The organism is Pseudomonas sp. SAR267 (assembly GCF_052077595.1).
GTDB lineage: Bacteria > Pseudomonadota > Gammaproteobacteria > Pseudomonadales > Pseudomonadaceae > Aquipseudomonas > Aquipseudomonas vlassakiae.
In genome coordinates, this window is record NZ_JBQIHU010000001.1 from 3,205,509 (window position 1) to 3,232,454 (window position 26,946).

At 62.9% G+C, this 26,946-nt stretch carries 27 protein-coding genes and 1 other RNA gene; 18 read left to right on the forward strand and 10 right to left on the reverse strand.

Going from position 1 to position 26,946, the window contains the following annotated elements; genetic code table 11:
* The first annotated feature begins 196 nt into the window (after positions 1-196).
* The 5 genes from trxA to ACTORR_RS15255 all read left to right on the forward strand — a co-directional run bounded on the left by trxA (position 197) and on the right by ACTORR_RS15255 (position 5,495).
* Complete coding sequence (gene trxA, locus ACTORR_RS15235) at positions 197-526, forward strand: thioredoxin TrxA (RefSeq protein WP_054883904.1); 330 nt, start codon at positions 197-199, stop codon at positions 524-526.
* A gap of 230 nt (positions 527-756) precedes the next feature.
* On the forward strand, positions 757-2,016 hold the full coding sequence (gene rho / locus ACTORR_RS15240; RefSeq protein WP_003253661.1) for a transcription termination factor Rho: 1,260 nt from the start codon (positions 757-759) through the stop codon (positions 2,014-2,016).
* Between the two features lie 123 nt (positions 2,017-2,139).
* Positions 2,140-3,606 carry a 4-hydroxy-3-polyprenylbenzoate decarboxylase gene (ubiD, locus tag ACTORR_RS15245; RefSeq protein ID WP_099814417.1) on the forward strand — a complete coding sequence of 489 codons (1,467 nt, stop codon included), beginning with the start codon at positions 2,140-2,142 and terminating at the stop codon, positions 3,604-3,606.
* Positions 3,606-4,574, forward strand: a complete 969-nt coding sequence (locus ACTORR_RS15250) for a CDP-6-deoxy-delta-3,4-glucoseen reductase (protein ID WP_054883902.1) — start codon at positions 3,606-3,608, stop codon at positions 4,572-4,574. The genes ubiD and ACTORR_RS15250 overlap by 1 nt, the downstream gene beginning before the upstream one ends.
* Before the next feature lie 246 nt (positions 4,575-4,820).
* Complete coding sequence (locus ACTORR_RS15255; protein ID WP_054883901.1) at positions 4,821-5,495, forward strand: gamma-glutamylcyclotransferase; 675 nt, start codon at positions 4,821-4,823, stop codon at positions 5,493-5,495.
* A gap of 87 nt (positions 5,496-5,582) precedes the next feature.
* On the opposite strand, the gene ACTORR_RS15260 is transcribed toward ACTORR_RS15255, so the two are convergent.
* On the reverse strand, positions 5,583-6,560 hold the full coding sequence (locus ACTORR_RS15260) for an NADPH:quinone oxidoreductase family protein (protein ID WP_313365493.1): 978 nt from the start codon (positions 6,558-6,560) through the stop codon (positions 5,583-5,585).
* A 156-nt stretch (positions 6,561-6,716) separates the two neighbouring features.
* Between ACTORR_RS15260 and ACTORR_RS15265 the strand changes: the two genes are divergently transcribed.
* On the forward strand, positions 6,717-7,121 hold the full coding sequence (locus ACTORR_RS15265) for a flagellar basal body-associated protein FliL (protein ID WP_027920870.1): 405 nt from the start codon (positions 6,717-6,719) through the stop codon (positions 7,119-7,121).
* 161 nt (positions 7,122-7,282) lie between these two features.
* Here the strand turns inward: ACTORR_RS15265 and ACTORR_RS15270 are convergent, their stop codons facing one another.
* Positions 7,283-7,735, reverse strand: coding sequence for an EVE domain-containing protein (locus ACTORR_RS15270; RefSeq protein WP_054883899.1), 453 nt, complete (start codon positions 7,733-7,735; stop codon positions 7,283-7,285).
* 179 nt (positions 7,736-7,914) lie between these two features.
* Here ACTORR_RS15270 and ACTORR_RS15275 point away from each other — a divergent pair, with 179 nt between their 5' ends.
* Positions 7,915-8,064: a hypothetical protein gene (locus ACTORR_RS15275; protein ID WP_176507540.1), complete on the forward strand. Its 150-nt coding sequence runs from the start codon at positions 7,915-7,917 to the stop codon at positions 8,062-8,064.
* 18 nt (positions 8,065-8,082) lie between these two features.
* On the opposite strand, the gene ACTORR_RS15280 is transcribed toward ACTORR_RS15275, so the two are convergent.
* From ACTORR_RS15280 to ACTORR_RS15295, 4 genes are all read right to left on the reverse strand, one after another.
* On the reverse strand, positions 8,083-8,691 hold the full coding sequence (locus tag ACTORR_RS15280; RefSeq protein WP_054883898.1) for a 5-formyltetrahydrofolate cyclo-ligase: 609 nt from the start codon (positions 8,689-8,691) through the stop codon (positions 8,083-8,085).
* 56 nt (positions 8,692-8,747) lie between these two features.
* Positions 8,748-8,927: non-coding RNA, 6S RNA (gene ssrS, locus ACTORR_RS15285), on the reverse strand.
* Positions 8,928-8,944: 17 nt separating this feature from the next.
* The gene (locus ACTORR_RS15290) at positions 8,945-9,265 is read right to left on the reverse strand and encodes a cell division protein ZapA (protein WP_054883897.1); all 321 of its coding nucleotides are present in this window, start codon (positions 9,263-9,265) and stop codon (positions 8,945-8,947) included.
* Positions 9,262-9,444, reverse strand: coding sequence for a TIGR02449 family protein (locus tag ACTORR_RS15295; protein WP_031322377.1), 183 nt, complete (start codon positions 9,442-9,444; stop codon positions 9,262-9,264). Before ACTORR_RS15295 ends, ACTORR_RS15290 begins: the two co-directional genes overlap by 4 nt.
* Positions 9,445-9,626: 182 nt before the next feature.
* On the opposite strand from ACTORR_RS15295, the gene ACTORR_RS15300 reads away from it, so the two are divergent.
* The 10 genes from ACTORR_RS15300 to gcvP all read left to right on the forward strand — a co-directional run bounded on the left by ACTORR_RS15300 (position 9,627) and on the right by gcvP (position 22,152).
* Positions 9,627-10,181 (forward strand): YecA/YgfB family protein, encoded by a 555-nt coding sequence (locus tag ACTORR_RS15300; protein WP_054883896.1) that lies wholly within the window; start codon positions 9,627-9,629, stop codon positions 10,179-10,181.
* A 22-nt stretch (positions 10,182-10,203) separates the two neighbouring features.
* A complete protein-coding gene (gene pepP, locus ACTORR_RS15305) occupies positions 10,204-11,538 on the forward strand; it encodes a Xaa-Pro aminopeptidase (RefSeq protein ID WP_313365494.1) in 1,335 nt (444 codons plus the stop codon).
* Entirely contained in the window at positions 11,535-12,734 is a 1,200-nt protein-coding gene (ubiH, locus tag ACTORR_RS15310; protein ID WP_054883894.1) for a 2-octaprenyl-6-methoxyphenyl hydroxylase, read from the forward strand. Before pepP ends, ubiH begins: the two co-directional genes overlap by 4 nt.
* Positions 12,731-13,213, forward strand: a complete 483-nt coding sequence (locus ACTORR_RS15315) for a DUF4442 domain-containing protein (protein WP_054883893.1) — start codon at positions 12,731-12,733, stop codon at positions 13,211-13,213. Before ubiH ends, ACTORR_RS15315 begins: the two co-directional genes overlap by 4 nt.
* A gap of 9 nt (positions 13,214-13,222) precedes the next feature.
* Entirely contained in the window at positions 13,223-14,440 is a 1,218-nt protein-coding gene (locus tag ACTORR_RS15320; protein ID WP_262108213.1) for a 2-octaprenyl-3-methyl-6-methoxy-1,4-benzoquinol hydroxylase, read from the forward strand.
* 239 nt (positions 14,441-14,679) lie between these two features.
* Positions 14,680-15,681 (forward strand): extracellular solute-binding protein, encoded by a 1,002-nt coding sequence (locus ACTORR_RS15325; RefSeq protein WP_054883891.1) that lies wholly within the window; start codon positions 14,680-14,682, stop codon positions 15,679-15,681.
* A gap of 141 nt (positions 15,682-15,822) precedes the next feature.
* Positions 15,823-17,445, forward strand: a complete 1,623-nt coding sequence (locus tag ACTORR_RS15330; protein WP_313364888.1) for an ABC transporter permease — start codon at positions 15,823-15,825, stop codon at positions 17,443-17,445.
* A gap of 123 nt (positions 17,446-17,568) precedes the next feature.
* On the forward strand, positions 17,569-18,651 hold the full coding sequence (gcvT, locus tag ACTORR_RS15335; protein WP_054883890.1) for a glycine cleavage system aminomethyltransferase GcvT: 1,083 nt from the start codon (positions 17,569-17,571) through the stop codon (positions 18,649-18,651).
* A 48-nt stretch (positions 18,652-18,699) separates the two neighbouring features.
* Positions 18,700-19,083 (forward strand): glycine cleavage system protein GcvH, encoded by a 384-nt coding sequence (gene gcvH, locus ACTORR_RS15340; protein ID WP_054883889.1) that lies wholly within the window; start codon positions 18,700-18,702, stop codon positions 19,081-19,083.
* A 195-nt stretch (positions 19,084-19,278) separates the two neighbouring features.
* Complete coding sequence (gcvP, locus tag ACTORR_RS15345; protein WP_441343707.1) at positions 19,279-22,152, forward strand: aminomethyl-transferring glycine dehydrogenase; 2,874 nt, start codon at positions 19,279-19,281, stop codon at positions 22,150-22,152.
* 116 nt (positions 22,153-22,268) lie between these two features.
* On the opposite strand, the gene ACTORR_RS15350 is transcribed toward gcvP, so the two are convergent.
* From ACTORR_RS15350 to ACTORR_RS15360, 3 genes are all read right to left on the reverse strand, one after another.
* Entirely contained in the window at positions 22,269-22,583 is a 315-nt protein-coding gene (locus ACTORR_RS15350) for a DUF2388 domain-containing protein (protein WP_262108122.1), read from the reverse strand.
* Positions 22,584-22,672: 89 nt separating this feature from the next.
* Positions 22,673-24,349, reverse strand: a complete 1,677-nt coding sequence (locus tag ACTORR_RS15355; protein ID WP_313364884.1) for a GspE/PulE family protein — start codon at positions 24,347-24,349, stop codon at positions 22,673-22,675.
* Between the two features lie 98 nt (positions 24,350-24,447).
* Positions 24,448-24,765: a hypothetical protein gene (locus ACTORR_RS15360; protein WP_054883885.1), complete on the reverse strand. Its 318-nt coding sequence runs from the start codon at positions 24,763-24,765 to the stop codon at positions 24,448-24,450.
* A 127-nt stretch (positions 24,766-24,892) separates the two neighbouring features.
* On the opposite strand from ACTORR_RS15360, the gene ACTORR_RS15365 reads away from it, so the two are divergent.
* Positions 24,893-25,363: an Lrp/AsnC family transcriptional regulator gene (locus ACTORR_RS15365; RefSeq protein ID WP_054883884.1), complete on the forward strand. Its 471-nt coding sequence runs from the start codon at positions 24,893-24,895 to the stop codon at positions 25,361-25,363.
* Positions 25,364-25,463: 100 nt separating this feature from the next.
* Here the strand turns inward: ACTORR_RS15365 and ACTORR_RS15370 are convergent, their stop codons facing one another.
* Positions 25,464-26,831: a CYTH domain-containing protein gene (locus ACTORR_RS15370; RefSeq protein ID WP_262108125.1), complete on the reverse strand. Its 1,368-nt coding sequence runs from the start codon at positions 26,829-26,831 to the stop codon at positions 25,464-25,466.
* Positions 26,832-26,946 lie beyond the last annotated feature (115 nt).

Sequence of the window (26,946 nt, forward strand, 5' to 3'; positions counted from 1 at the left end):
GGCTGACGCCAACGCGCACCGCACCGGGCCTTGATGCAAGGCAATGTGCCATTCCATGCTATGACACTTGTGTGACAGTTTGGATTCGTGGTGTCTTGCACAACTATAGTTACACTCAATCGTCCGTGACTTCCTGTAGGGCCTGGGTGCCGCTATCATGGGCCACGTTTTTTTGCTTACGACCCTGGAGATATCCATGAGCAGCGATCTGATCAAACACGTCACCGACGCCACCTTCGATGCCGAAGTCCTGCAGGCTCAAGGCCCGGTGCTGGTCGACTACTGGGCTGAATGGTGCGGTCCATGCAAGATGATCGCTCCGGTTCTGGACGACATCGCCTCCTCCTATGAGGGCAAACTGACCGTCGCCAAGCTGAACATCGACGAAAACCAGGAAACCCCGGCCAAGCACGGCGTGCGTGGCATCCCGACCCTGATGCTGTTCAAGAACGGCAACGTCGAAGCCACCAAGGTCGGCGCTTTGTCCAAATCGCAGCTGGCCGCGTTCCTCGACGCCCACCTGTGATGTGAAGAAAAAACCCCGCAAATGCGGGGTTTTTTCTTTTTCAGAGCACTGGACGCAGAAAAAAGCAAGTGTTACATTCGGCCTCGCACTGCTTCTTCAGTGCCCTCTGCACGCCGTCGCCGAAGCATCCCTAATTCGAATCAGTACGCGATCCTGTCGCCATCAAGCGGCGCGGCCTCATTAAGCCAAAGCTTAATTCTCCCTTCTTACATGATTACGTCATTCCCCTTATGAACCTGACTGAACTCAAGCAAAAGCCGATTACCGATCTTTTGGAAATGGCCGAACAGATGGGCATCGAAAACATGGCCCGTTCGCGCAAACAGGACGTGATTTTCGCCCTGCTGAAAAAGCACGCGAAAAGCGGCGAAGAGATCTCGGGTGACGGCGTGCTGGAGATTCTCCAGGATGGTTTCGGTTTCCTGCGTTCGGCTGATGCGTCCTACCTGGCCGGCCCTGACGACATCTACGTCTCGCCAAGCCAGATCCGCCGTTTCAACCTGCGTACCGGCGACACCATCGTCGGCAAGATCCGCCCACCGAAGGAAGGGGAGCGTTACTTCGCCCTGCTGAAGGTCGACACCATCAATTTCGACCGCCCGGAAAACGCGAAGAACAAGATCCTCTTCGAAAACCTGACGCCGCTGTTCCCGAACAAGCGCCTGAAGATGGAAGCCGGCAACGGCTCCACCGAAGACTTGACCGGTCGCGTCATCGACCTGTGCGCCCCGATCGGCAAAGGCCAGCGTGGCCTGATCGTCGCTCCGCCGAAAGCCGGTAAGACCATCATGCTGCAGAACATCGCGGCGAACATCACTCGTAACAACCCAGAGTGCCACCTGATCGTCCTGCTGATCGACGAGCGCCCTGAAGAAGTGACCGAAATGCAGCGCACCGTGCGCGGCGAAGTAGTCGCTTCGACCTTCGACGAGCCGCCAACCCGCCACGTGCAAGTTGCCGAGATGGTGATCGAGAAGGCCAAGCGCCTGGTCGAGCACAAGAAGGACGTGGTCATCCTGCTGGACTCCATTACCCGTCTGGCCCGTGCCTACAACACCGTGATCCCGAGCTCCGGCAAGGTACTGACCGGTGGTGTCGACGCCCATGCACTGGAGAAGCCGAAGCGTTTCTTCGGCGCCGCGCGTAACATCGAGGAAGGCGGCTCGCTGACCATCATCGCCACCGCGCTGGTCGAAACCGGCTCGAAGATGGACGAAGTGATCTACGAAGAGTTCAAGGGTACCGGCAACATGGAACTGCCCCTGGACCGTCGTATCGCCGAGAAGCGTGTGTTCCCGGCCATCAACATCAACCGTTCCGGTACCCGCCGCGAAGAGTTGCTGACCGCCGACGACGAACTGCAGCGCATGTGGATCCTGCGCAAGCTGCTGCACCCGATGGACGAGATCGCCGCCATCGAGTTCCTGGTCGACAAGCTCAAGCAGACCAAGACCAACGACGAGTTCTTCTTGTCGATGAAGCGCAAGTAAGATCGTCATACCACGCAAAAAGCCGGGGAAACCCGGCTTTTTGCTATCTGTACTTTGGCTATTGCTGCCCTATCGGCGCTACACTCAGCACCCCGACCGATACGGCCAACACGAGGCTCATGCATGCAGTATCGCGATTTGCGCGACTTCATCCGTGGCCTGGAGCAGCGCGGTGAACTCAAGCGCATCCAGGTTCCGATTTCCCCAGTCCTGGAAATGACCGAGGTCTGCGACCGCACCCTGCGCGCCAAGGGCCCGGCTTTGTTGTTCGAAAAGCCCACCGGCTTCGATATGCCGGTGCTTGGCAACCTGTTCGGCACGCCAGAGCGCGTGGCCATGGGCATGGGGGCCGAGTCGGTCGACGAACTGCGCGAGATCGGCAAACTGCTGGCTTTCCTCAAGGAGCCCGAGCCGCCGAAAGGCCTGAAAGATGCCTGGTCCAAGCTGCCGATCTTCAAAAAGGTCGTGTCGATGGCACCCAAGGTGGTCAAGGATGCGGTGTGCCAGGAAGTGGTCGTCGAGGGTGACGATGTCGACCTCGGCCAGTTGCCGATCCAGCACTGCTGGCCGGGCGACGTGGCGCCGCTCATCACCTGGGGCCTGACTGTGACGCGTGGTCCGAACAAGGACCGCCAGAACCTGGGCATCTACCGCCAGCAGGTGATCGGCCGCAACAAGGTGATCATGCGCTGGCTGAGCCACCGAGGCGGCGCGCTGGACTACCGTGAGTGGTGCGAAAAGAACCCGGGCCAGCCGTTCCCGGTCGCCGTGGCCCTGGGCGCTGACCCGGCTACCATCCTTGGCGCCGTGACGCCAGTACCGGACACCCTCTCCGAATACGCCTTTGCCGGCCTGCTGCGTGGCAATCGTACTGAGCTGGTCAAGTGCCGTGGCAGCAACCTGCAGGTACCCGCCACCGCTGAGATCATCCTCGAAGGCGTGATACACCCGGGCGAAATGGCCCCGGAAGGCCCTTATGGCGATCACACCGGCTATTACAACGAGGTGGACAGCTTCCCGGTGTTCACCGTCGAGCGCATCACCCACCGGCAAAACCCGATCTACCACAGCACCTACACGGGCCGGCCGCCGGATGAGCCGGCGATTCTGGGCGTGGCACTGAACGAAGTGTTCGTGCCGATCCTGCAGAAGCAGTTCCCGGAAATCGTCGATTTCTACCTGCCGCCTGAAGGCTGCTCGTACCGCATGGCTGTGGTGACCATGAAAAAGCAATACCCAGGCCACGCCAAGCGCGTGATGCTGGGTGTGTGGTCGTTCCTGCGACAGTTCATGTACACCAAGTTCGTTATCGTCACCGACGACGACATCAACGCTCGCGACTGGAACGACGTGATCTGGGCCATTACCACGCGCATGGACCCCAAGCGTGATACGGTGATGATCGACAACACCCCGATCGATTACCTCGACTTCGCGTCGCCGGTATCCGGGCTGGGGTCGAAGATGGGCCTGGACGCAACGCACAAGTGGCCGGGCGAGACTACACGCGAATGGGGCCGGGTTATCGTCAAGGACGAGGCCGTCACCCGCCGTATCGATGAGCTGTGGGATCAGTTGGGAATAGATTGATGCAGGTAACGTTGCAGCCGTCCGGGGCGGTGCTGGCGCTTGAACCCGGGGAACGGATCCTGGATGGAGCGCGGCGGCTGGGCTATGACTGCCCGAATAGCTGCCGCAATGGCAATTGCCATGTCTGCGCCGCGTTGTTGGTCGAAGGAAGCGTGCGTCAGGACGGTGAAGTCCGTGACCATGGCGAGTTGTTTACCTGTATTGCCGAACCGCTGGAGGACTGTGTGTTGCTCTGGGATGGTGTGCTGGCCCCGGGCGAGCTGCCCGTGCGCAAACTGGCGTGCAGCCTGAGCGAATGCGTCGAGGTCGGTGGCGACGTCTGGCGCGTGCGCTTGCTGGCGCCAGCCGGCAAGCCGCCGCGTTACCATGCTGGGCAGTACCTGATGATCGAGCGCGAGGGCGGCAAGCCGGCAGCATTTTCGCTGGCTTCTGCGCCACATTCCGGGCGCGAGCTCGAGCTGCATGTGCTGGGCCGCGAGGCTAGCGCGCTGCAGTTGCTGGCGCAGTTGCAGCGTGACCGCATGGCGCGTATCGAAATGCCATTCGGCGATACCCACCTCGCCGAGCTGCCTGACGGGCCGCTGGTGCTGATTGCCGCTGGCACCGGCATGGGCCAGATGCACAGCTTGGTCGAACATTGCCGCGCCCAGGGCTTCAAGCACCCGGTGCACCTGTACTGGGGCGTGCGCCGCCCGGAAGACTTCTACAGCATCGAGCATTGGGCTGAATGGGAGCGCTTGCCCAACCTGTTCTTGCACAAAGTGGTCAGTGACCTCTGTGGCTGGGAAGGGCGTTGCGGCATGCTGCACGACGCGGTGCGTGAAGATGTGAAAGACCTCAATACCGTGCATGTGTATGCCAGTGGTTCGCCGAACATGGTCTACGCCACCCTCGACGCCCTGGTCGAGGCTGGCATGGATGCGCATCGCATGCGCGCCGATGTGTTTGCCTACGCACCACGCGCTTAATAACCGAAGTTTGAAGAAGTGGGTATAAGGCGGTCATTGTTACCGCCTTGGCCATTAACTTTCGCGGCCATCGAAACAATACTTCCCAGTCGTCGGAACTGCGCATGAAACTCTGTTCATGGGACTTGAGTATTGGCGTATTTCTATCCTATGGTTACTGCAAGCGCCGCTGGCGCGGCCGCACAGGCCACGTCATCAGCGCCTCCCGCTTTATGCGTAGTAAACAGGGAATATTGGCGGCAGCTTATGTCGGCACTTGAAAGTTTGTCCTGGGAAGTTGCCTATCCTCCGGCGCTCGACTTCGGTCAGCAACTCACCCGTGAGCAATTGCTCACTTCCATGCAAATGACCATGTCTCGCCACGAAGGTGGCCCTGTCTGGTTGTTTGCCTATGGCTCGTTGATCTGGCGCCCGGAATGCAATTCGGTGGAGCGCCAACGGGCGCGAGTGCATGGTTATCACCGTGGGTTGTACCTGTGGTCGCATGAGCACCGCGGTACGCCGGAAACGCCAGGCCTGGTGTTCGGCCTTGATCGCGGCGGCTCCTGCAGCGGTTTTGCCTACCGACTTGAAGACAGCAACCTCGATGATTCGCTGATGGCCCTGTGGCAGCGGGAAATGCCTTATCCGGCGTATCGGCCGCACTGGCTTAGCTGCCGACTGGATGATGGCAGCAAGGTACAGGCCTTGGGCTTCGTACTGGAGCGGCACTTGCCGTGTTATGCAGGCAACTTGCCCGATACGTTGCTTAGCCAGATTCTGGCCAGTGCCAAGGGGCGCTACGGCACCACGCGGGATTATGTCGAGCAGACACTGAATGCGCTGCGCAGCCATCAGATGCCGGATCGCAACCTCGAGGCACGGTTCCGGCGCTGCCATAACCTGCACGGCCCTCTTCGCGGCGGTTCGACGCCTCGATAAACCCGTTCCCACAGGCACTGCGCAATCTTTCTATATTGCGCGGTCTCTGTGGCAGCGGGTTCACCCGCGAAGAGGCCAGACCTACCCTTACTGGGCCAATACCACCAACTTACCCACAGCCCGCCGTTGCCCAAGTTCTTCAATGGCCGCCCCGGCTTCAGCCAGTGGATAAGTCTTCGACACCAACGGTTTCAACTTGCCCTCGGCATGCCAGGCAAACAGCTGCCGGAAGTTCGCCGCATTGTCCTCGGGCTGGCGCTGGGCAAAGGCCCCCCAGAACACCCCAAGCACCGCGGCCCCCTTGAGCAGCACCAGGTTTGCCGCCATCTGCGGAATCGTCCCGCTGGCAAACCCCACCACCAGCAGTCGGCCCTGCCACGCCAGTCCGCGCACGGCCTGGTCGAACAGCTCACCGCCTACCGGATCGTAGATCACATCCACGCCCTGGCCGCCGGTCAGGCGTTTGATCTCCTCCTTGAGGCTGGCCTGGCTGTAGTCGATCGTTTCGTCAGCCCCTGCGGCCTTGGCAACGGCAAGTTTCTCGGCGCTGCTGGCTGCGGCGATCACTCTTGCGCCCATGGCTTTGCCAATTTCTACCGCTGCCAAGCCAACACCACCGGAGGCACCGAGCACCAGCAGGGTTTCGCCGGGCTGCAGCTGGCCGCGCTGCTTCAATGCATGCATCGAGGTGCCATAGGTCATGCCGAACGCGGCGGCGGTGGCAAAATCCATGTGCTCGGGAATTGGCATCACGTTGTAGAACCGCACTGCCACCTGCTCGGCAAATGCTCCCCAGCCGGTCAGGGCCATCACCCGGTCGCCGACTTTGAAGGCCCCAGCCCGTTCGCCGACCGCTGCGATCACCCCAGCGGCTTCGCCACCCGGTGAAAAAGGCAGGGGTGGCTGGAACTGGTATTTGCCTTCGATGATCAGCGTGTCGGGGAAATTGACCCCGGCGGCCTGCACATCGAGCAGGATCTCGTTCTTCTTCGGTACCGGACTGGCCACGTCCTCCAGCACCAGGTCACGAGCTGGGCCCAGGGTTTTGCACAACACAGCTTTCATCGGGCTATTCCTTTGCGTGTAGTGGCCGATAAGTGTAGGAGGGTCGTCTGCCGGGTCAACGAGCATGGCCCGCCCTGATGTGCTGGCATAAGCCTGGGCTTGGGTTTGAACGGCATGCTGGGTAAGCTGGCGCCAATTGTTTTGAGGAGCGAATTCGTGAAAGCGTGGATCTTGATGGTACTGGCGCTGATGCTGCCAGCGGCGGCCATGGCCGAGGAAGCCAAGGAAGGGGAGCCGAAGGTTTCCTATATCACCCTGAGCCCGCCCTTCGTCGGCAACTACGCCCTCGATGGCAGCCCCAAGCTGCGTGTGTACAAGGCCGATGTGGCCCTGCGCGTAACGGGCGACGCCGCAGCGGCTGCGGTCAAGCACCAGGAGCCGCTGATCCGCAACCAGCTGGTGGCACTGTTCACCCAGCAGACGGTGGACAGCATGAGCAACGTCGACGCCAAGGAGAAGCTGCGCCAGGAAGCGTTGAAGCAGGTGCAGCAGGTGATGGAGTCGGAAGAGGGCAAGCCGATTGTCGAGGATCTGCTGTTCAACAACCTGATTGTTCAATAACGCAACATGCTCAAGTTGAAGCCTGCAGGAGCGGCCTTGTGTCGCGAATGGGCTGCGTAGCAGCCCCGGCATTCTAAGCGGCGAAGCTGAAATCCTGGGGCTGCTGCGCAGCCCTTTCGCGACACAAGGCCGCTCCTGCAGTTGGTCGCGATTGCTCGTGCTCAGCGCGCCAGCGCAATGATCGCCGCCCACTGCTCTTCAGTTACCGGCATCACCGACAACCGAGTGCCTTTCTGCACTAGCGGCAACTCTGCCAGCGCACTCTGCTGCTTCAGCAAACCCAGCCCCAGCACCTGACGGAAAGTTTTCACGTGGGCCACATCTACCGCGCTCCACGGGTTCTTCTCGGCATTGGCCCTGGCGTCGAAGTAGTGGCTTTGCGGGTCCAGTGCCGTCGGGTCCGGGTAGGCCGCCGTGGTGATACGGGCGATACCGGCAATGCCCGGCTGCGGGCAGCTGGAGTGGTAGAAGAAAAACTCGTCGCCTACGCTCATGGCCCGTATGAAATTGCGCGCCTGGTAGTTGCGTACGCCATCCCAGCGCGCCTCGCCCAGCCGGCCAAGGTCTTCGATCGAGAGCTCCTCGGGCTCGGATTTCATCAGCCAATAGGCCATGGATACTGCTCCTGAAAAGGTTTGAAATAACCTGTTGCACGAAACCGACAGCCGGTTGGGGTCAACGTTTGCGTTGACGACTCAGGTTGTCGGAAAATGCGCCGATTTTAAAGCTAGACGCTCCGGCGGCACCTAGAAGGTCGCCGAGCCTGAACGTATGCCTAGGGGGGCATTCTTCGATGAACCAACGCAAACCGGATCTACTGTGGATCCTGGTCTTCATCTTTGGCCTGGGTGTGGTCACCACCGGTTATGCCCAGGGCATCTGGGAGCGCAAGCTGGATACCGCCTATCAGACACCGGTCGACGCCACCCTGCAGAAACGCTGAACTACCCGCTAACGTCGCTCAGGTCGGCGCCAGGTACCAGCTGCGGTCGCTGACCGTCCCTTGCAGCGGTACGTCCCAACTGGCTTGCGCCAGTCGCTCGACCTTCTGGCACTCATGCGCCAGCCCCAGCAGCAATGGTTTCTTCCAGGTCTTGCGACGTGCCTGGTAGGCCAGGCTGCGGTCATAGAACCCCCCGCCCATGCCCAGCCTCCCGCCGACCTCATCGAAGCCGACCAGTGGCAACAGGATCAGATCCAGCGACCAGATCGGGCGCTGGCGCCGACGGTCGGTCAATGGCTCAGGAATACGGAAGCGGTTGCGCTTGAGTTTTTCGCCCTGCTCGAAACGCTGGAACACCATGCGTGTTCGCGGCCAGGCATGCAGTACCGGCAGGTAAGTGCGCTTGCCGCGGCGCTGAGCCTCGCGCAGCAGCAGGCGCGGGTCGATTTCACCGTCGTTGGGCAGGTACAGGGCGATATGCCGGGCGCGGCGAAACAAGGGGTGCTGCGCCAATTGGCGGTACAGGCCGCGTGAGGCCTGGTGCTGCTGTGCGGGTGTCAGGGCGCGGCGGGCATTGCGAAGCAGGCGACGAAGCTGGGGGCGGGAAAGCGACGCAGTTTCGGTCATGGCACTGGTTATCCCAGGTGTCGGATTGCCCAGCTGAGCGCTCGGCAGGAGGAATCAGGCTCCCCGATAAGACCGCTATCGGTGTAGCCCTTGAACCCGAAAGTTCAAGGTGGAGATTGCAGGGGGCGTTAAGGCTTTCCGTCGGGCGGACATGCACACCTGCCCCAGCGTGCAACCCCCGTGGTTGTGCGTATCGGCTCAGGGACATAACCGACTGGCGCATCCCCCAGGGAGTGGCGCCAGTATACCAATCTCAGCCGTTTTTGGTACCCGCATCGTCGGACAACGCCTGATCGACCCTTTCCAGCAGGTCCCGCACCTGTTCACGGCTGGTGCCACTCACTGGGGCATCGGCGCGATCCTCCTGGCGGTGCAGCATCTCGTGAGTGATATTCAACGCCGCCATGACCGCAATGCGGTCTGCACCGATCACCTTGCCGCTGCTGCGGATCTCGCGCATCTTGCCGTCCAGGTAGCGCGCGGCGCTGACCAGGTTGTTGCGCTCTTCCGGCGGGCAGATGATCGAATACTCCTTGTCGAGGATCTGCACGGTGACGCTATTGCTTGAACTCATGAGTCTTGCTCCAGGGCCTTCAGGCGTAAAATCATCGACTCGACCTTGCGCTTGGCGATCTCGTTCTTTTCGATGAGGTGGGCGCGCTCTTCGCGCCAGGATTTTTCCTGAGCTACTAGGAGTGCATTTTGCCGTTTTAGTTGCTCGATGCGTTCAATCAGCAACTCGAATCGGCTCATCAGCGCTTGCAGGTCGTTCTCTTGCGTGGGTTGCACTCGATTCGCTCCGTCGTTGAATCACCCTGCGAGGATGCCTCTCCCGGCGCAGCGGCGGCCAGTGCCGATGGTCTTGGCGCGCCTGCCGGTGCTAGGATACAAGGTCTTCATTCTAGTCAAATGCGCCGTCTGGCGCCTAGCCGACCATGCCTAATACTCAATCGCCTTACGTTGCCTTCGCCATGCTCCTTTCCAGCAATGGCCACCCTGTAACCCCTGCCGAACTGCACGGCCTGTTGATCGGCCGCAGTTGTGCCGGCGCAGGCTTCGATGCCGAGGCCTGGCTGGCTGATGCCGCCCAACTGCTGGAAACCGAACCCGGTGACGCCGTGCGCAATGCCCTGATCGGCCTGCAGGAGATGGTCAAGGGCGAGCTGAGCAGCGAAGACATGGCCATTGTCCTGCTGCTGCCGAGCGACGATGCGGCACTTGCCGACCGCGCCGAAGCGCTGGGCCTGTGGTGCCAGGGTTTCATCACCGGCTTCGGCCTGAACGCCGGGGGGCAGGACCTGTCTACCGAAGCCAAGGAAGTGCTGCAGGACCTGGTGGCCATTTCGCAGGTCCAGGAAGCCCTCGAGGAATCCGAAGACGGCGAAAGCGACTACATGGAAGTCATGGAATACCTGCGCGTCGCACCGCTGCTGCTGTACACGGAGCTGGCCGCGCCTGCCGCACCCGCACCAAAACCTTCGCTGCACTGATCAACCGGGGGTAGTTCTGCCCATGAGCCACATACCCAAGGCCGAGTATGCCCGTCGGCGCAAGGCGCTGATGGCGCAGATGGTCCCCAACAGCATCGCCATTCTGCCCGCCGCCGCAGTCGCCATCCGCAACCGCGACGTCGAGCACGTGTACCGCCAGGACAGCGATTTCCAGTACCTCAGCGGCTTCGCCGAGCCTGAGGCGGTGATTGCACTGATCCCTGGCCGCGAGCATGGCGAGTACGTGCTGTTCTGCCGCGAGCGCAACCCGGAGCGTGAGCAGTGGGACGGGCTGCGTGCCGGCCAGGAAGGCGCAATCCGTGACTTTGGCGCGGACGATGCCTTCCCGATCACCGATATCGACGAGATCCTGCCGGGCCTGATCGAAGGCCGCGAGCGGGTCTATAGCGCCATGGGCAGCAACGCTGAGTTCGACCGCCGGTTGATGGACTGGATCAACGTGATCCGTTCCAAGGCACGCCTCGGCGCCCAGCCGCCAAACGAATTCGTTGCGCTGGATCATCTGCTGCACGATATGCGCCTGTATAAATCGGCTGCGGAAGTGAAGGTGATGCGTGCCGCCGCGGAGATCTCTGCGCGCGCCCATGTGCGCGCCATGCAGGCCTGCCGGGCCGGGTTGCACGAGTACAGCCTGGAAGCCGAGCTGGACTACGAATTCCGCAAGGGTGGCGCGAAAATGCCGGCGTACGGCTCGATCGTCGCCGCCGGGCGCAATGGCTGCATCCTGCACTACCAGCAAAATGATGCGCCGCTCAAGGATGGCGACCTGGTGCTGATCGATGCTGGTTGCGAGATCGATTGCTATGCCAGCGACATCACCCGGACCTTTCCGGTCAGCGGGCGTTTTTCGCCGGAGCAGAAGGCGATCTATGAGCTGGTGCTCAAGGCACAGGCTGCCGCCTTTGCCGAGATCGCCCCGGGCAAGCACTGGAACCACGCCCATGAGGCGACCGTGCGGGTGATCACGGAGGGCCTGGTGGAGCTCGGTTTGCTCAAGGGTGAGGTGCAGGCGCTGATCGACAGCGAGGCTTACCGGGCTTTCTACATGCACCGCGCCGGGCACTGGCTGGGCATGGACGTGCACGATGTCGGCGAATACAAGGTCGGTGGCGAATGGCGCGTGCTGGAGCCCGGCATGGCCCTGACTGTCGAGCCAGGCATTTACATCGCCGCCGACAACCAGGAGGTCGCGAAGAAATGGCGCGGCATCGGTATCAGGATCGAGGACGACGTGGTAGTGACCAAGCAAGGTTGTGAAATTCTGACCTCGGGTGTGCCCCGCACGGTTGCCGAGATCGAGGCGCTGATGCAGGCTGCGCGCAAGGACGCGGCATGAGTCGGGTCAACCTGGCGATCATTGGTGGCGGGCTGGTGGGCGCAAGCCTGGCTTTGGCCCTGCAGGCAGGCGCCAAGGCGCGCGGCTGGAAGATCCTGCTGATCGAGCCGTTCGCCCCCGGCGACAGCTTCCAGCCCAGCTACGATGCGCGCTCTTCGGCATTGTCTTTCGGAACTCGGCAGATCTACCAGCACCTCGGCCTCTGGCAAACCATCAGCCCGCGCGCCGAGCCGATCCGGCAGATCCAGGTTTCCGACCGTGGCCGTTTCGGCGCCACCCGCCTGGACGCCATGGAAGAAGGCGTGCCGGCCCTGGGATACGTGGTGGAGAACGCCTGGCTCGGGCAGTGCCTGTGGCAAGGGCTGGACAGCGAGGTGGTGAGCTGGCGCTGCCCGGCCGAAGTGAAGGCGATGCAAGCCATCGAGGGTGGCTACCGCCTGCTGCTGGACGACGACACCAGCCTGGAATGTGACCTGGCGGTGCTGGCTGACGGTGGCCGCTCCGGCCTGCGTGAGCAGTTGGGAATCCACGTGCGCCGTACGCCCTATGAGCAAAGCGCCCTGATCGCCAACATCACACCCGGCGAGGCCCACTGCGGCCAAGCCTTTGAGCGTTTCACCGAGCAAGGTCCTATGGCCTTGCTGCCACTGCCGGAAAACCGCTGCGCGCTGGTCTGGACGCGCCAGGGGATGGATGCCAAGCGTCTGGCCGAGATCGACGAGCGCAGTTTCCTGCGCGAGTTGCAGGGTGCCTTCGGTTATCGGCTCGGCGGCTTGCGCCAGGTCGGTGCCAGGCATCTCTACCCGCTGGCGCTGATCGAAGCCCAGGAGCAGGTCCGTCCACACCTGGTGGTGCTGGGCAACGCCGCGCACAGCCTGCACCCGATTGCCGGCCAGGGTTTCAACCTGTCGCTGCGTGATGTGCAGGCGCTGGCCGACGCGCTGCTGCTCGGCCCACAGCATCCGGGCGACCTTGCCACTCTGCAGGCCTATCACCAGCGCCAGCGTCTCGACCAGGCCCTGACCATCGGCTTCTCCGACCAGGTCACCCGCCTGTTCGGCAGCAACCAGCCACTGCTGGCGGCCGGGCGCAATATCGGCCTGCTCGGGCTTGACCTGTTGCCACCGGCAAAAAGCTGGTTCGCTCGCCAGGCCATGGGCCTCGGTACCCGCCCCGATCCGCGGGGCCAGGCATGAGCAACCCGCGCAGGCTGGCGCGCCGGGCGCGCATGTTGCGCTGGCTGCTGAATTTCTACCCGCCGTACCTCGGCGCAGGCATCCACATCCAGCACATCAGCCCGGACATGCGCAGCGTCAAGGTACGCATGAAGCTGACCCGCTGGAATCGCAACTACGTCGGCACCCAGTTCGGCGGCAGCCTGTATTCGATGGTCGACCCGTTCTACATGTTGCTGCTGATCGAGCAGTTGGGCCGCGAATACATTGTCTGGGACAAGGCTGCCAGCATCGATTTCGTTGCGCCGGGCAAGGGCACGGTGTATGCCGAATTCCACGTCGATGACGCGCTGCTGGACGACATTCGCCAGCAGACTGCCACCGGCAAGAAGTACCTGCCGCGTGTGCAGGTCGATATCCGTGACGAAGCCGGCGAGCTGGTGGCACGGGTCGATAAAACCCTATACGTGCGGCTCAAGCCGCAAGCGAGGCAGGCGTAAGGCATGGAAATGCGCGCAGATCTGTTGATTGTCGGTGCCGGTATGGTCGGCAGCGCCCTGGCCCTGGCGCTTCGCCACAGCGGCCTGGAAATTCTCCTGCTCGACGGCGGCTCGCTGTCGGTCAAACCGTTCGACGCCGATGCACCGTTCGAGCCGCGGGTCAGTGCACTGTCGGCGGCCAGCCAGCGCATCCTCGAACGCCTGGGGGCCTGGGACGGCATCGCCGGGCGGCGCGTGTCGCCGTATTCCGACATGCATGTGTGGGACGGCAGCGGTACCGGTCAGATACATTTCTCGGCAGCCAGTGTGCACGCCCAGGTCCTCGGCCATATCGTCGAGAACCGGGTGGTGCAGGACGGTCTGCTGGAGCGCCTGCACGATAGCGATATCGGCCTGTTGCCCAATGCCCGCCTGGAGCAGCTGCGCCGCTCCGGTGACGAATGGCTGCTGACCCTGGCCGATGGCCGTCAGTTGCGTACGCCGCTGGTGGTGGCCGCCGACGGCGCCAACTCGGCGGTGCGCCGCCTGGCTGGCTGCGAGACGCGAGAGTGGGATTACCTGCACCACGCGATCGTCACCAGCGTGCGCTGCAGCGCCGCGCACCAGGCTACCGCCTGGCAGCGCTTCACCGACGAGGGGCCGCTGGCCTTCTTGCCGCTGTCGCGTGACGGCAAGCAGGATTGGTGCTCGATTGTCTGGTCGACGACTCCAGAGCAGGCCGAGCAGATCATGGCTCTGGATGAACCGGCCTTCCTCAAGGCGTTGGAGCGGGCCTTCGAGGGGCGACTGGGTGAGGTGCTGGAGGCCGACCCGCGCGTCTGCGTGCCGTTGCGCCAGCGTCACGCCAAGCGCTACGTGGACGAAGGGCTGGTGTTGATTGGCGATGCCGCACACACCATTCACCCGTTGGCCGGGCAAGGCGTCAACCTGGGCTTTCTCGATGCTGCGGTGCTGGCCGAGGTGCTGGAGCATGCCAGCGAGCGCGGCGAGCGGTTGGCGGATGTGAAAGTGCTCAGCCGTTATGAGCGCCGGCGGATGCCGCACAACCTTGCGTTGATGGCGGCAATGGAAGGTTTCGAGCGGTTGTTCCAGGCCAATCCGTTGCCGTTGCGCTGGTTGCGTAACAGCGGGTTGAAGCTGGTGGAGCAGATGCCGGAGGCCAAGGCGCTGTTCGTGCGCCAGGCGTTGGGGCTGACCGGGGACCTGCCGGAACTGGCCAAGGCCTGAAGTCACCGCTTTTTTGTGGGAGCGGCCTTGTGTCGCGAAAGGGTCGCGTAGCGGCCCCAGATTTCAGCTTCCCAGCAGATATCGCCGGGGCCGCTCTGCGGCCCTTTCGCGACACAAGGCCGCTCCCACAGGGTGCGCTTGCGCTCGTTTTGCAACATCCGGTAACTGCTCTGATGATGAGCTGGAAAATGGGATTCACTACCATTTGCGGCTCTCATACGATCCGAGGAGTGCTTTCCATGTTGCCACGCAAGCCCCTACTGGCCGCCCTGGCCCTGACCCTGTTCGGCGGCACCGCTCAGGCGGCGGACGAAGTGGTGGTGTACTCCTCGCGCATCGACGAGCTGATCAAGCCGGTATTCGACGCCTACACCGCCGAGACGGGGGTCAAGGTCAAGTTCATCACCGACAAGGAAGCCCCGCTGATGCAGCGCATCAAGGCCGAGGGCGAGAACGGTGTGGCCGACTTGCTGCTCACCGTCGATGCCGGCAACCTGTGGCAGGCCGAGCAAATGGGCATCCTGCAGCCGATCAAGTCCGACATCATCGACCAGAACATTCCCCCGCAGTACCGCGCTTCGTCCCATGACTGGACCGGCCTGAGCCTGCGTGCACGGACCATCGTCTACTCCACCGAGCGGGTCAAACCGGCCGAGCTGACCACCTATGAAGCCCTTGCCGACAAGCACTGGGATGGCCGCCTGTGCCTGCGCACCGCGAAGAAGGTGTACAACCAGTCGCTGACTGCCACGCTGATCGAAAACCACGGCGAGGCCAAGACCGAGCAGATCGTCAAAGGCTGGGTCGGCAACCTGGCCACCGATGTGTTCTCCGACGATAACTCGGTGATCCAGGCCATCGAAGCCGGCCAGTGCGATGTGGGCGTGGTCAACACTTACTACTACGGCCGCCTGCATGCCCAGAACCCGAAACTGCCGGTCAAGATCTTCTGGCCCAACCAGGGTGACCGTGGCGTGCACGTCAACCTGTCGGGCATCGGCCTGACCAAACATGCACCGCACCCGGAAGCCGCCAGGAAGCTGGTCGAGTGGATGACCGGCGAGGAAGCGCAGAAGCTGTTCGCCGACATCAACCAGGAGTTCCCGGCCAACCCGAAGGTCAAGCCGTCGGATGAGGTGGCGGCTTGGGGCAGCTTCAAAGCTGACAGCATTCCAGTGGAAGTGGCCGGCAAGCGTCAGGCCGAGGCCATTCGCCTGATGGATCGGGCTGGCTGGAACTAAGCACCCGGCCTTAAGCTTCCGGGGCCTTCACGGGCCTCTTCGCGGGCATGCCCGCTCCCACAGGAATACTCGATCCCTGTGGGAGCGGGCATGCCCGCGAACGACCGCAAAGCGGTCGCAATCAGCCACAGAGACATTCACTTGCCCCATACCGCCCAACGCCGCTGGTACCTCCCGGTCACCCTGACCGCCGCCCTGGTGCTCCTGCCCCTGAGCGTGCTGCTGCTGTCCTGGCAGTCGGTCGACATGCAGATCTGGTCGCACCTGCTCGACACCCAGATGGGACGCCTGCTGGGCAATACCGTGACCTTGGTGGTCGGCGTTGGTATCGGGGTGACCCTGCTCGGCGTCAGCCTGGCCTGGCTGACCAGCCTCTGCGAGTTCCCCGGCCGGCGCTGGCTCGACTGGGCGCTGATGCTGCCGTTCGCCATCCCGGCCTATGTGTTGGCCTTTGTCTTCGTCGGCCTGCTGGACTTTGCCGGCCCCGTGCAGAGCGCCTTGCGCGAGGTGTTCGGGCCCATACGCCTGCCACGGGTCCGCTCCACCGGTGGGGTGATCGTCGTCCTGGTGCTGGTGTTCTACCCCTACGTCTACCTGTTGGCGCGCTCGGCGTTCCTGGCCCAGGGCAAGGGTTTGATGGAGGCCGCCCGGGTACTTGGCCTGTCGCCCGTGCAGGCCTTCTGGCGGGTGGCTTTGCCAATGGCGCGGCCTGCCATTGGCGCGGGCATCGCCCTGGCGCTGATGGAAACCCTGGCCGATTTCGGTGCAGTGGCGGTGTTCAACTTCGATACCTTCACCACGGCCATCTACAAGACCTGGTACGGCTTCTTCAGCCTGTCCAGCGCGGCCCAGCTGGCCAGTCTGCTTTTGCTCGCGGTAATGCTGGTGCTGTACGGCGAGCGCCGCGCCCGTGGCGCAACCCGCAGCGGCAACGAACGCCCGCGCGGGCATGCGCTCTATCACTTGCGCGGGGCCAAGGCGCTGCTCGCCAGCGGCTGGTGCCTGCTGGTGTTCGCCTGCGCATTCGTCATTCCACTGCTGCAGTTGCTGGTGTGGTGCTGGCAGCGCGGTCGGCATGACCTGGACGAGCGATATGTCGGCCTGGTGCTGCACACGCTGTACCTGGGCGGCATGGCCGCTCTGATTACCGTTTGCGTGGCATTGCTGCTGGCTTTCGCCCGCCGTCAGGCGCCGACGGCCGGCATTCGCGCTGGCGTTGGCCTGGCCAACCTGGGCTATGCCTTGCCTGGCTCGGTACTGGCGGTCTCTATCATGCTGGCGTTCAGTTACCTGGACAATCAGCTGGTCATTCCGCTGTCCACCTGGTTGCGAGGTGCAGGCAAGCCGCTGCTGTTGGGCAGTCTGGCGGCCTTGCTGCTGGCTTACCTGGTGCGCTTCATCGCCGTGGCCCATGGCCCGTTGGAGAGCAGCCTGGAACGTATCCGCCCCTCCTTGCCGGAAGCCTCGCGTAGCCTTGGCGTCGGTGGCGTGCGGTTGTTTTTCAAGGTGTATCTGCCGCTGCTGGTGCCAGGGGTCTTGAGCGCCGCGTTGCTGGTGTTCGTCGATGTGCTCAAGGAAATGCCCGCCACCTTGCTGATGCGCCCGTTCGGCTGGGACACCCTGGCAGTCAGAGTATTCGAGATGACCAGCGAAGGCGAATGGGCGCGTGCCTCGCTGCCGGCGTTGACCTTGGTGCTGGTAGGGCTGTTGCCGGTCATCGGGTTGATCCGCCGTTCAGCGCGTCGTCCGGGTCACAGTCACTAAGGATGCCAGCTTGCGCCCTTGCGGCTACAATGCGCGGCATTCGCGCGGCGGGTCCTACAAGAAGAGCTGACGATCAAACGTCATCGACCGCCGCCGCTTCGCCACGCCCGGAAGGAGAAACCCATGGGACAGCGCACGCTTTTGTACGACTTGCACCTGGCGCTCGGCGCCAAGACGGTCGATTTCGGCGGCTGGGACATGCCGCTGCACTATGGCTCGCAGGTCGAGGAGCACCATCAGGTGCGCAGCGACTGCGGTGTCTTCGATGTATCCCACATGACGGTCATCGACATCGCCGGTGAAGATGCCACTCCCTGGCTGCAGCGTTTGCTGGCCAACGACGTGGCCCGTCTCGACAGCACTGGCAAGGCCCTGTACAGCCCATTGCTCAACGAAGACGGCCGGGTCATCGACGATCTGATCGTTTACCGTACCCAGAGCGGTTACCGCCTGGTCACCAACGCGGCCACCCGGGCCAAGGTCATCGAGTGGTTGCAGCGGCAGAGCGCCGGTTTCAGCGTATCGTTCGACGTTCGCCCCGACCTGGCCATCCTCGCCATCCAGGGGCCGAATGCCCGAGAGAAAGTCGCCGCGCTGCTGAGCCCGGCCCGTGCCGCGCTGATCCGTGAACTGCGCCCGTTCGAAGGTGTTGCCGAAGGCGACTGGTTCATCGCCCGTACCGGCTACACCGGTGAAGACGGCCTGGAGATCATCCTGCCGGGCGATCAGGCCGTCGCCTTCTTCAACGACCTGGTCGGCGCCGGCATTGCGCCGAGCGGCTTGGGCGCGCGCGATACCCTGCGCCTGGAAGCCGGCATGAACCTGTACGGCCAGGACATCGACGAAAGCCACACCCCGTTGACCTCGAACCTCGGCTGGTCCATTGCCTGGGAGCCGGCAGAGCGCAACTTTGTCGGCCGTACCAGCCTGCTGGCGGAAATCGAGCGTGGCGTGCAGGAAAAACTGGTTGGCCTGGTGCTGGAAGAGCGCGGCGTTCTGCGGGCTCACCAGGTGGTTCGTGTAGCCGGGATTGGCGAAGGAGAGATCACCAGTGGTAGTTTCTCTCCTACGCTGAGCAAGTCCATCGCCCTGGCGCGCGTGCCCATGGCCACCGGTGACCGCGCCGAGGTCGAGATCCGCGGCAAATGGTACCCGGTGCGGGTGGTCAAGCCGACCTTCGTGCGCCACGGCAAGATTTTGATCTGAACATTCAACGGCGGGCCGAACCGCTGACCCAAACGAGGAATTCAAGACATGAGCAATATCCCCGCCGATCTGCGTTTCGCCGAAAGCCACGAGTGGGCGCGCCTGGAAGCCGATGGCACTGTCACCGTCGGCATCAGCGACCACGCCCAGCAGGCGCTGGGTGACGTGGTGTTCGTCGAGCTGGCCGAAGTCGGCAAGGTGTTCGCTGCTGGCGACGCTGCTGGCGTGGTCGAATCGGTCAAGGCCGCTTCCGATATCTATGCCCCGGTTGCCGGCGAAGTGATCGCGGTCAACGAGGAGCTGGCCGACAGCCCGGAACTGCTCAACGAAGAACCTTACGCGTCGTGGATCTTCAAGCTCAAGCCAAGCAACCCGGCTGATCTGGACAAGCTGCTGGATGCCGCTGGCTACAAAGCCGCTATCGGCGAGTAAGACCGCGTCGCCTGCTTCGCGGGCGCGCCCGCTCCCACAGGGATAGCGTATGCCTCAGGGCTTCTCGTTAACCTGTGGGAGCGGGCATGCCCGCGAAGAGAGCGGTACAGCCAGAGCAAGATTCCCCGCAGAATCGGCAATCCTTCCTAGACTTATAAGTCTCCATGAGACCTGGTCTAGGAAGAGAGCGTCGACATGTCCCAGTCGCCATCCCTGCATCAACTGCAAGAGCTCAACCCTTTCCTGCGCCGCCATCTGGGGCCCGACGCCTCGGAGCAGCAAGCAATGCTCAGCACCCTTGGCCTCAACAGCCGCAGTGAGCTGATCGAGCAGACCGTGCCGCCTGGCATCCGCTTCAACCGCGCCCTTGACCTGCCACCGGCCCTCGATGAACAGGCTGCGTTGGCCAGGCTCGCCGGCTTCGCCGGGCAGAACCAAGTGTGGACCAGCCTCATCGGCATGGGCTACCACGGCACCGTCACGCCTACGGTAATCCTGCGCAATGTGCTGGAAAACCCCGGCTGGTACACAGCGTACACGCCCTATCAGCCCGAAATCGCCCAAGGCCGCCTGGAGGCGCTGCTCAACTTCCAGCAGATGGTCATCGACCTCACTGGCCTGGCGCTGGCCAACGCGTCATTGCTCGACGAGGCCACGGCAGCTGCCGAAGCCATGGCCCTGGCCAAGCGAGTGGCGCGCAACAAGAGCAACGCGTTCTTTGCCGATGAGCATTGCCATCCACAGACCTTGTCGGTGCTGAAAACCCGCGCCGAAGGGTTTGGTTTCCAATTGATCATCGACGCTGTGGATAACCTGGCCAGGCACCAGGTATTCGGTGCCTTGCTGCAATACCCGGATACCCACGGCGAGGTGCGCGACCTGCGCCCGTTGATCGACCAGTTGCACAGCCAGCAGGCCTTGGCCTGCGTAGCTGCAGACCTGCTCAGCCTGGTGGTGCTGACACCGCCCGGCGAGCTCGGTGCCGATGTGGTGCTGGGGTCGACCCAGCGCTTTGGCGTACCGATGGGCTACGGTGGCCCGCACGCGGCCTATTTCGCCTGCCGGGACGAGTACAAGCGGGCGATGCCCGGGCGCATCATCGGCGTATCCCGCGATGCCCGTGACAACACTGCACTGCGCATGGCCCTGCAGACGCGTGAGCAGCATATCCGTCGCGAAAAGGCCAACTCCAACATCTGCACCGCTCAGGTGCTGCTGGCTAACATCGCCAGTTTCTACGCGGTGTATCACGGCCCGGAAGGCCTGCAGCGCATTGCCCAGCGGGTACACCGGTTGACCTTTGTGCTGGCCGCAGGCCTTGAGGCCAAAGGCATCAAGCGCCTCAACCAGCACTTTTTCGACACCCTGACCCTCGATGTCGGTGGCGCCCAGGCAGCGATCATTGAAAGCGCCGAGGCTGCGCGCATCAACCTGCGCATCCTGGGCCGCGGCCATCTGGGTGTGAGCCTGGACGAAACCTGCAACGAAGCCACAGTGCAGCGGCTGCTCGACATCTTCCTGGGCGTCGATCACGGCCTGGACATCGCCGCGCTCGACCAGCAGGCGCTGCCCGAAGGCATCCCCGCTGCGCTGGTGCGACGCACGCCGTTCCTCAGCCACCCGGTGTTCAACCTGCATCACAGCGAAACCGAGATGCTGCGCTACCTCAAGCAGTTGGAAAGCAAGGACCTGGCGCTGAACCAGTCGATGATCCCGCTAGGCTCCTGCACCATGAAGCTCAATGCCACCAGCGAGATGATTCCCATCACCTGGCCAGCCTTCGCCCAGCTGCACCCCTTTGCCCCCGCCGCGCAGGCCATGGGCTACAAGGCGATGATCGATGAGCTGGAAAGCTGGTTGTGCGCGATTACCGGCTTCGACGCCATCTGCATGCAACCCAACTCCGGTGCCCAAGGTGAATACGCCGGGCTCATGGCCATCACCCGTTATCACCGCAGCCGCCATGAGCCTCAACGCACGCTTTGCCTGATTCCGTCGTCAGCCCACGGCACCAATCCGGCCTCGGCGCAGATGGCTGGCATGGAGGTGGTGATCGTCGATTGTGACGATGCTGGCAACGTCGACCTGGAAGACCTCAAGGCCAAGGCTCATGCCGCCGGGGCCAGGCTGTCGTGCCTGATGATCACCTATCCCTCGACCCATGGTGTGTATGAAGAGGGCATCCGCGAGATCTGCGAAGTGGTTCACCAGCATGGTGGCCAGGTGTACATGGATGGCGCCAACCTCAACGCTCAGGTCGGTCTGGCGCGGCCGGCAGACATTGGCGCCGATGTTTCGCACATGAACCTGCACAAGACGTTCTGCATCCCTCATGGCGGTGGTGGCCCAGGCATGGGGCCGATTGGCATTCGTGCTCATCTGAAGCCGTTCGTCGCCAGCCATCCGGTCGTCCCGGTGCCGGGGCTGGACCCGAACAACACTGCAGTCAGCGCCGCGCCCTGGGGCAGTGCGAGCATCCTGCCGATCAGTTGGATGTATATCGCCATGATGGGCCCACAGCTTGCCGATGCCAGCGAGGTGGCGATCCTCTCGGCCAACTACCTGGCCAGCCAGCTCGGTGGTGCGTTTCCGGTGCTGTATCGCGGGCGCAATCAGCGCGTGGCCCATGAGTGCATCCTCGACCTGCGGCCGCTCAAGGCGCAGACCGGCATCACCGAGGAGGACGTCGCCAAACGCCTGATGGACTATGGCTTCCATGCCCCGACCATGTCGTTCCCGGTGCCGGGAACCTTGATGGTTGAGCCCACGGAAAGCGAGTCGAAGGCCGAGCTGGACCGGTTTGTCGACGCGATGTTGGCGATTCGGGCAGAGATCGCCGAGGTGCAGGAGGGTAACTGGCCGGCAGAGGACAATCCGCTCAAGCATGCGCCACACACCCTGGCCGATGTATTGGCACCCTGGAACCGGCCCTACAGCCTGGAGCAGGCGATTGCGCCCAGTGCCCACGTGCGCTTGCACAAGTACTGGCCAGCGGTGAATCGGGTCGACAATGTGTATGGGGACAGGAATCTGTTCTGTGCTTGCGTGCCGGTGGAGGCTTACCGGTAAGGTAGGATCGGCGTAGGCCTCTTCGCGGGTAAAGACGCTCCCACAGGAACCGCACCGCTCTCAAGTGATGCGCAATACCTGTGGGAGCAGGCTTGCCCGCGAAGCAGGCGGCGCGGTTAATTGGCTACCGCGTTCTTGGCCAGGATGGCGTTGGCCAGATCCATGTCAGAGGCTTCAAGGCCTGGGTTTTCAGCGCGCACCTGCTGCAGCGCCTGTTCCAGGAACGGCCCACGAATTGCGCCCTCGCTGGCGACGAAGCTACCGGCGTCATCCTGCGCCGCGAGTACCAGCTTGTGATCGTGCGAAGTGATATAGCTCGACGCGGTGGTCGCGCCGGAGGTCATTACGTTACGCCAGAAGGTATCGGCCATGGCAGAGCCAACAGGCAGCGAAAGCAGGGCAGCCGCTGCAATGGCGGTTTTGAGACGCATGATGAAACACCTCGAAGGGTGAGGGTTGGAGATGGCCGCTTTGATCCAGTAAAACGGGCGCAAGTTCCTTGAATACATGGGTTTTTTGCTCAAGAGCAGACCCGCAATACCTCCTCGGGGCGGGTCAGCCCACGGGCCGCTTTTGCCTCCCCGCAGCTGCGTAAATCCTGTAACCCGTCGGCTAGAGCCTGGCGCTGCAGTTCTGCCAGGTCGGTGCTGGCGCTTATTCGTGCACGCAGGCTCTCGCTCGGGATCAGCAATTCGAACAAGCCTGTGCGACCACGGTAGCCGGTACCCCGACAGACCTGGCAAGTATCGCTCGATGGGAGGCCCTGGCACGTGTCGCACAACAAGCGCACCAGGCGTTGGGCCATGACCCCGCCCAGGGTCGCGCGGATCAGGTAGTCGGCCACGCCCAGCTCCAGCAGGCGGGTAATGGCGCTACAGGTGTCAGTGGTGTGCAGGGTCGAAAGCACCAGATGACCGGTGAGCGCAGCCTGAACTGCCACCAGTGCAGTCTCGCGGTCGCGAATTTCGCCGATCATGATGATGTCCGGGTCCTGGCGCAGCAGGGCGCGCACGCCATCGGCAAAACCCAGGCCCAGGGCAGGCTGCACCTGCAACTGGTTGAACGCCGGCTCCAGTCGTTCGATCGGGTCTTCGATGGTGCATAGATTGACCTGTGGCGTAGCCAGTTGCTTGAGGCTGGCGTAGAGCGTGCTGGTTTTGCCGGAGCCGGTAGGCCCGGTGACCAGCAGGATGCCCTGGCGGCGCTGCAGCAGTGTTTGCCACTGGACCAATTGTTCGCCCTCCAGGCCCAACTGGTCGAAGTTTTCCTGCAATTGCCGGGGGTCGAACAAGCGCAGCACCAGCTTTTCACCAAAGGGTGTAGGCAGTGTCGAAAGGCGCAGCTCCACCTCGCTGCCGCCTGGCAGGCTGCTCTTTACCCGGCCATCCTGCGGCCGGCGCTTTTCCGCAACATCCATGCGGCCCAGGTGTTTCAGGCGGCTGACCACGGCGAGCATGACGTTGGCCGGAAAGGTGTAGACCCTGTGCAGCAGCCCGTCGATGCGATAGCGCAGGTGGCCTTGTTCGCGTCGCGGCTCCAGATGGATATCGCTGGCGCGTTGCTCGATGGCGTACTGCAGCAGCCAGTCGACGATATGCACGATGTGCGCGTCGTCTGCCGTGGCCTCCGCCTGACGCTTGCCGAGTTCAAGCAAGTGTTCCAGCTCGCCCAGGCTGGCGGCTTGCTGGTGCTGCGCACCTTGTACCGAGTGGGCCAGGCGAAACAGCGACTGGCCCAGTTGGCGGATTTGCAGCGGGCTGGCCAGTACGCGGCGGATTGGCTTGCCCAGGCTGCGAGCCAGGTCGGCCTGCCACAGCTGTTGACAGGGCTCGGCGCTGGCCACGGTGATGGCGTTGGCGTCGTTGGCCACGATCAGGATGCCGTGGCGTTGCGCGAAGGCGGGTGAGATCAGGCCATTGACCTGGGCCAGGTCGAGTTGCATGGGGTCGATACGCAGGTAAGGCTGGCCGACCTTTCCCGCCAACCACTGGCAGAGGGTGTCCAGATTCAGCCATTGACCGGGCTGACTGCGGTCTTCCAGGCCCGCGGCCGCGATGGTTTCAAGCGGGTGGTGAGCACTGTAGCGAGACGCCTGTTCGCGGACATGGCAGCAATCGTTGGCGTTCAGGTGCTGGTCGGCTTGCAAGGCATCCAGCAGGCTTTTGAGGTCGAGGGGTTGTTCGTTGGGGAGGAACATAACGGCGTCCGTGCCTTCGGGGGATCCTGATGCAAGGCTAGCCGCGCCAGGCTGGGCGAGGCGCGGCAAAGGTTGTCAGGATTTTGCGCCAGCGCAGGTCAGACCACCGCCAGCTCCAGGCGCGCCAGGTTTTCCAGGCTCACGTCCGCGACGCACACCAGGTTGCGCAGTTTTTGTGCAATCACCTCCGCCCGATGCCAGCTCAGCCCGCCGATAGCGACTTCGATATCGAGCCAGTCATCCTGCTGGCGGACATGCACCCTGTGCGGCGTGAGGAACTGCAAGGCAAACAAGTTGAGCACCCGGCACAGGGTATCCGGCTCGGCTTCGGCCTGCAGGCGATAGCTTACGTTGCTGTGGCTGGCGCTGGCGGCCCAGGCATCGCTGCGGGGCAGTGGGCGTTCGAGTGCGTTCATGCTGGTCTCCGCAAAATATGGGAGAAATTTTTGCACGTCCGGGCCGGTATGTTTTCGCTATGATTCCATCAAAGTGCGGGAGCTACCGATCGTTCAATTCGAATAAGTGTGGTTTGGAGAATTATTCATGCAAGACGAACTGGATGCCTATGATCGACGCATTCTCGAACTCCTGCAAGAGGACGCATCGCTGTCCAGTGCGCAGATCGCCGATCGGGTAGGGCTGTCACAGTCCCCCTGCTGGCGCAGGATTCAACGCTTGAAAGAGGAGGGTGTGATCCGAGGGCAGGTGACCCTGCTGGATCGCAAGAAGGTCGGCCTTAATACGCAGATCTTCGCCGAGGTGAAACTGAACGCCCACGGCCGTTCCAACTTCGCCGAGTTCACCGAGGCGATCCGCGGCTTTCCGGAAGTGCTGGAGTGCTATGTGCTGATGGGGGCCGTGGACTTTTTGCTGCGTATCGTTACTTCGGATATCGAGGCCTATGAACGCTTCTTCTTCGAAAAGCTATCGAACGTGCCGGGTATTCAGGAAGTGAACTCGATCGTGGCGCTGTCGGAGATCAAGTCCACTACCAGCTTGCCACTATCGCGGTGAGGCCTTCGCGGGCTCGCCCGCTCCCACAGGATATCTACTGCCGCGAGGGCGGCGCAGTACCCGTGGGAGCGGGCAAGCCCGCGAAGAAGCAGATGCGGTATCAGGCCTTGAGCAAGTGCTTCCAGCCCCGGCTCTGATCCACGGCCCGAGCCTGCTCGATCCGTGCTTCCAGCACTTCGTCGCTGATCGGCAGTTCCGCCAGTTCATGCAGTTTTTTCATGTCGCCATACAGGCGGTCCATTTGCGGCGCTTCGAGCACTTGGCGGGCATGGTGCAGCCAGGCCAGCAGCTGTTCGATACGCGGCAGCTGTTCGGCGAGGTCTTCCGGGCGCTGGGTGTACAGCGGCAGCTTCAGCGAGCGGCCTTCTTCGCCCAGCAAGTGCGCCAGCCAGCTGGCCAGCTGCGCCTTGCCCTGGCGCTCGCCACGGCCCTTGCGCTCCACGGTCCAGGCACGGGCCAGCAGCCAACGCGAAGTTTCCAGGGAGAACTGGCCCCAGCGCACATCTTCGAGTTCTTCGATGAACTGCTCTGGCGCCGCACGGCGGATGTCTTCGTCGTCATTGCCGGCCTGCACCAGCGGACGCCAGTCTTCCAGCAGCGCATCGAGGCTGGCGCGCAGTTCGCGGGTGGTGGCGCGTGGCGCGGCCTGGCCCAGGCTGGCAACCAGTGCGCGCAGTTCGGCCAGGCACTGAACCCAGTCTTGCAGCAGGCGCCAATGGCCATTGTGGCGGTACTGCTCGGCCAGGCGCTGGCTGCTGCCCAGCAATTGCCAGGCGAGCGCGGTGAAGGCATCGTCCACGGCCATTTCGGGGTCCAGCTCGGTCGCCGGCAGGCCCAGCTCGTAGCTGTCCGGCTCCAGCAGGCGGTAGCCGCGCTCGGCCTTGCTGATATCGCACGGCATCAGTGGCAGGCTCGCGGCCAGCTCTGCGGCCAGCTCCAGCAGCGCTTCAGGGGCGCCTTCGCGCAGTTCCAGTTCCAGCTCGCTGATCTCTTCCTTGCGCTTGCCGGCAATCACGAAGCCCTGGTCCAGCGCGGCCTCGATCACGACCTTGCTCTTGCCGCGGCCCCAGCTGATCTCGGCGTATTCGCGGGTGAAATCGGTTGTGAACAGCGGCTTTATGGTTTTCTTGTCCAGCTCGGCCAGTTGCTCGGGCCAGCAGGTGGCGTCGAGCTTTTTCAGGTCGAGCTTGACCTTGTCCAGGTGCCATTCGTATTCGTTGCGCTCGGACAGACCGGCGACGCTCTGGCCGCGGCATTTCAGGGTCTGGATGACTTCTTCGCCGTCACGGCGCAGACGCAGGGCGACACGGGCGGCGGAGAGGTCGCGCTCGGGGGTGTCGAAGTACTGGTTGAGCAGCTCGCGAGTCTGCCAGCCGGACTTGTTGCGCTTTTTCAGCAGAGGGTGTTCACGCAGTGCGGCCAGGGTATCGCGGCTGGCGCGGAGCTTGAGTTCGGTTTCTTTGTGCATCACAGGCTCGAAGGAGGGGCGTCGTTGCAGGGCAGTCTACAGGAGTCGGCCGCCAACGGTTTATTCCAGACGGCGGATAGTCCTATGATGGGCAACGCTTCCGAGGAGTATGCGC

Excerpts from the sequence above, each read along its gene's own strand:
- trxA (WP_054883904.1), top strand. The coding sequence starts at position 197 with ATGAGCAGCGATCTGATCAAACACGTCACCGACGCCACCTTCGATGCC.
- rho (WP_003253661.1), top strand. The coding sequence starts at position 757 with ATGAACCTGACTGAACTCAAGCAAAAGCCGATTACCGATCTTTTGGAA.
- ubiD (WP_099814417.1), top strand. The coding sequence starts at position 2,140 with ATGCAGTATCGCGATTTGCGCGACTTCATCCGTGGCCTGGAGCAGCGC.
- ACTORR_RS15250 (WP_054883902.1), top strand. The coding sequence starts at position 3,606 with ATGCAGGTAACGTTGCAGCCGTCCGGGGCGGTGCTGGCGCTTGAACCC.
- ACTORR_RS15255 (WP_054883901.1), top strand. The coding sequence starts at position 4,821 with ATGTCGGCACTTGAAAGTTTGTCCTGGGAAGTTGCCTATCCTCCGGCG.
- ACTORR_RS15260 (WP_313365493.1), bottom strand. The coding sequence starts at position 6,560 with ATGAAAGCTGTGTTGTGCAAAACCCTGGGCCCAGCTCGTGACCTGGTG.
- ACTORR_RS15270 (WP_054883899.1), bottom strand. The coding sequence starts at position 7,735 with ATGGCCTATTGGCTGATGAAATCCGAGCCCGAGGAGCTCTCGATCGAA.
- ACTORR_RS15275 (WP_176507540.1), top strand. The coding sequence starts at position 7,915 with ATGAACCAACGCAAACCGGATCTACTGTGGATCCTGGTCTTCATCTTT.
- ACTORR_RS15280 (WP_054883898.1), bottom strand. The coding sequence starts at position 8,691 with ATGACCGAAACTGCGTCGCTTTCCCGCCCCCAGCTTCGTCGCCTGCTT.
- ACTORR_RS15290 (WP_054883897.1), bottom strand. The coding sequence starts at position 9,265 with ATGAGTTCAAGCAATAGCGTCACCGTGCAGATCCTCGACAAGGAGTAT.
- ACTORR_RS15295 (WP_031322377.1), bottom strand. The coding sequence starts at position 9,444 with ATGAGCCGATTCGAGTTGCTGATTGAACGCATCGAGCAACTAAAACGG.
- ACTORR_RS15300 (WP_054883896.1), top strand. The coding sequence starts at position 9,627 with ATGCCTAATACTCAATCGCCTTACGTTGCCTTCGCCATGCTCCTTTCC.
- pepP (WP_313365494.1), top strand. The coding sequence starts at position 10,204 with ATGAGCCACATACCCAAGGCCGAGTATGCCCGTCGGCGCAAGGCGCTG.
- ubiH (WP_054883894.1), top strand. The coding sequence starts at position 11,535 with ATGAGTCGGGTCAACCTGGCGATCATTGGTGGCGGGCTGGTGGGCGCA.
- ACTORR_RS15315 (WP_054883893.1), top strand. The coding sequence starts at position 12,731 with ATGAGCAACCCGCGCAGGCTGGCGCGCCGGGCGCGCATGTTGCGCTGG.
- ACTORR_RS15320 (WP_262108213.1), top strand. The coding sequence starts at position 13,223 with ATGCGCGCAGATCTGTTGATTGTCGGTGCCGGTATGGTCGGCAGCGCC.
- ACTORR_RS15325 (WP_054883891.1), top strand. The coding sequence starts at position 14,680 with ATGTTGCCACGCAAGCCCCTACTGGCCGCCCTGGCCCTGACCCTGTTC.
- gcvT (WP_054883890.1), top strand. The coding sequence starts at position 17,569 with ATGGGACAGCGCACGCTTTTGTACGACTTGCACCTGGCGCTCGGCGCC.
- gcvH (WP_054883889.1), top strand. The coding sequence starts at position 18,700 with ATGAGCAATATCCCCGCCGATCTGCGTTTCGCCGAAAGCCACGAGTGG.
- gcvP (WP_441343707.1), top strand. The coding sequence starts at position 19,279 with ATGTCCCAGTCGCCATCCCTGCATCAACTGCAAGAGCTCAACCCTTTC.
- ACTORR_RS15350 (WP_262108122.1), bottom strand. The coding sequence starts at position 22,583 with ATGCGTCTCAAAACCGCCATTGCAGCGGCTGCCCTGCTTTCGCTGCCT.
- ACTORR_RS15355 (WP_313364884.1), bottom strand. The coding sequence starts at position 24,349 with ATGTTCCTCCCCAACGAACAACCCCTCGACCTCAAAAGCCTGCTGGAT.
- ACTORR_RS15360 (WP_054883885.1), bottom strand. The coding sequence starts at position 24,765 with ATGAACGCACTCGAACGCCCACTGCCCCGCAGCGATGCCTGGGCCGCC.
- ACTORR_RS15365 (WP_054883884.1), top strand. The coding sequence starts at position 24,893 with ATGCAAGACGAACTGGATGCCTATGATCGACGCATTCTCGAACTCCTG.
- ACTORR_RS15370 (WP_262108125.1), bottom strand. The coding sequence starts at position 26,831 with ATGCACAAAGAAACCGAACTCAAGCTCCGCGCCAGCCGCGATACCCTG.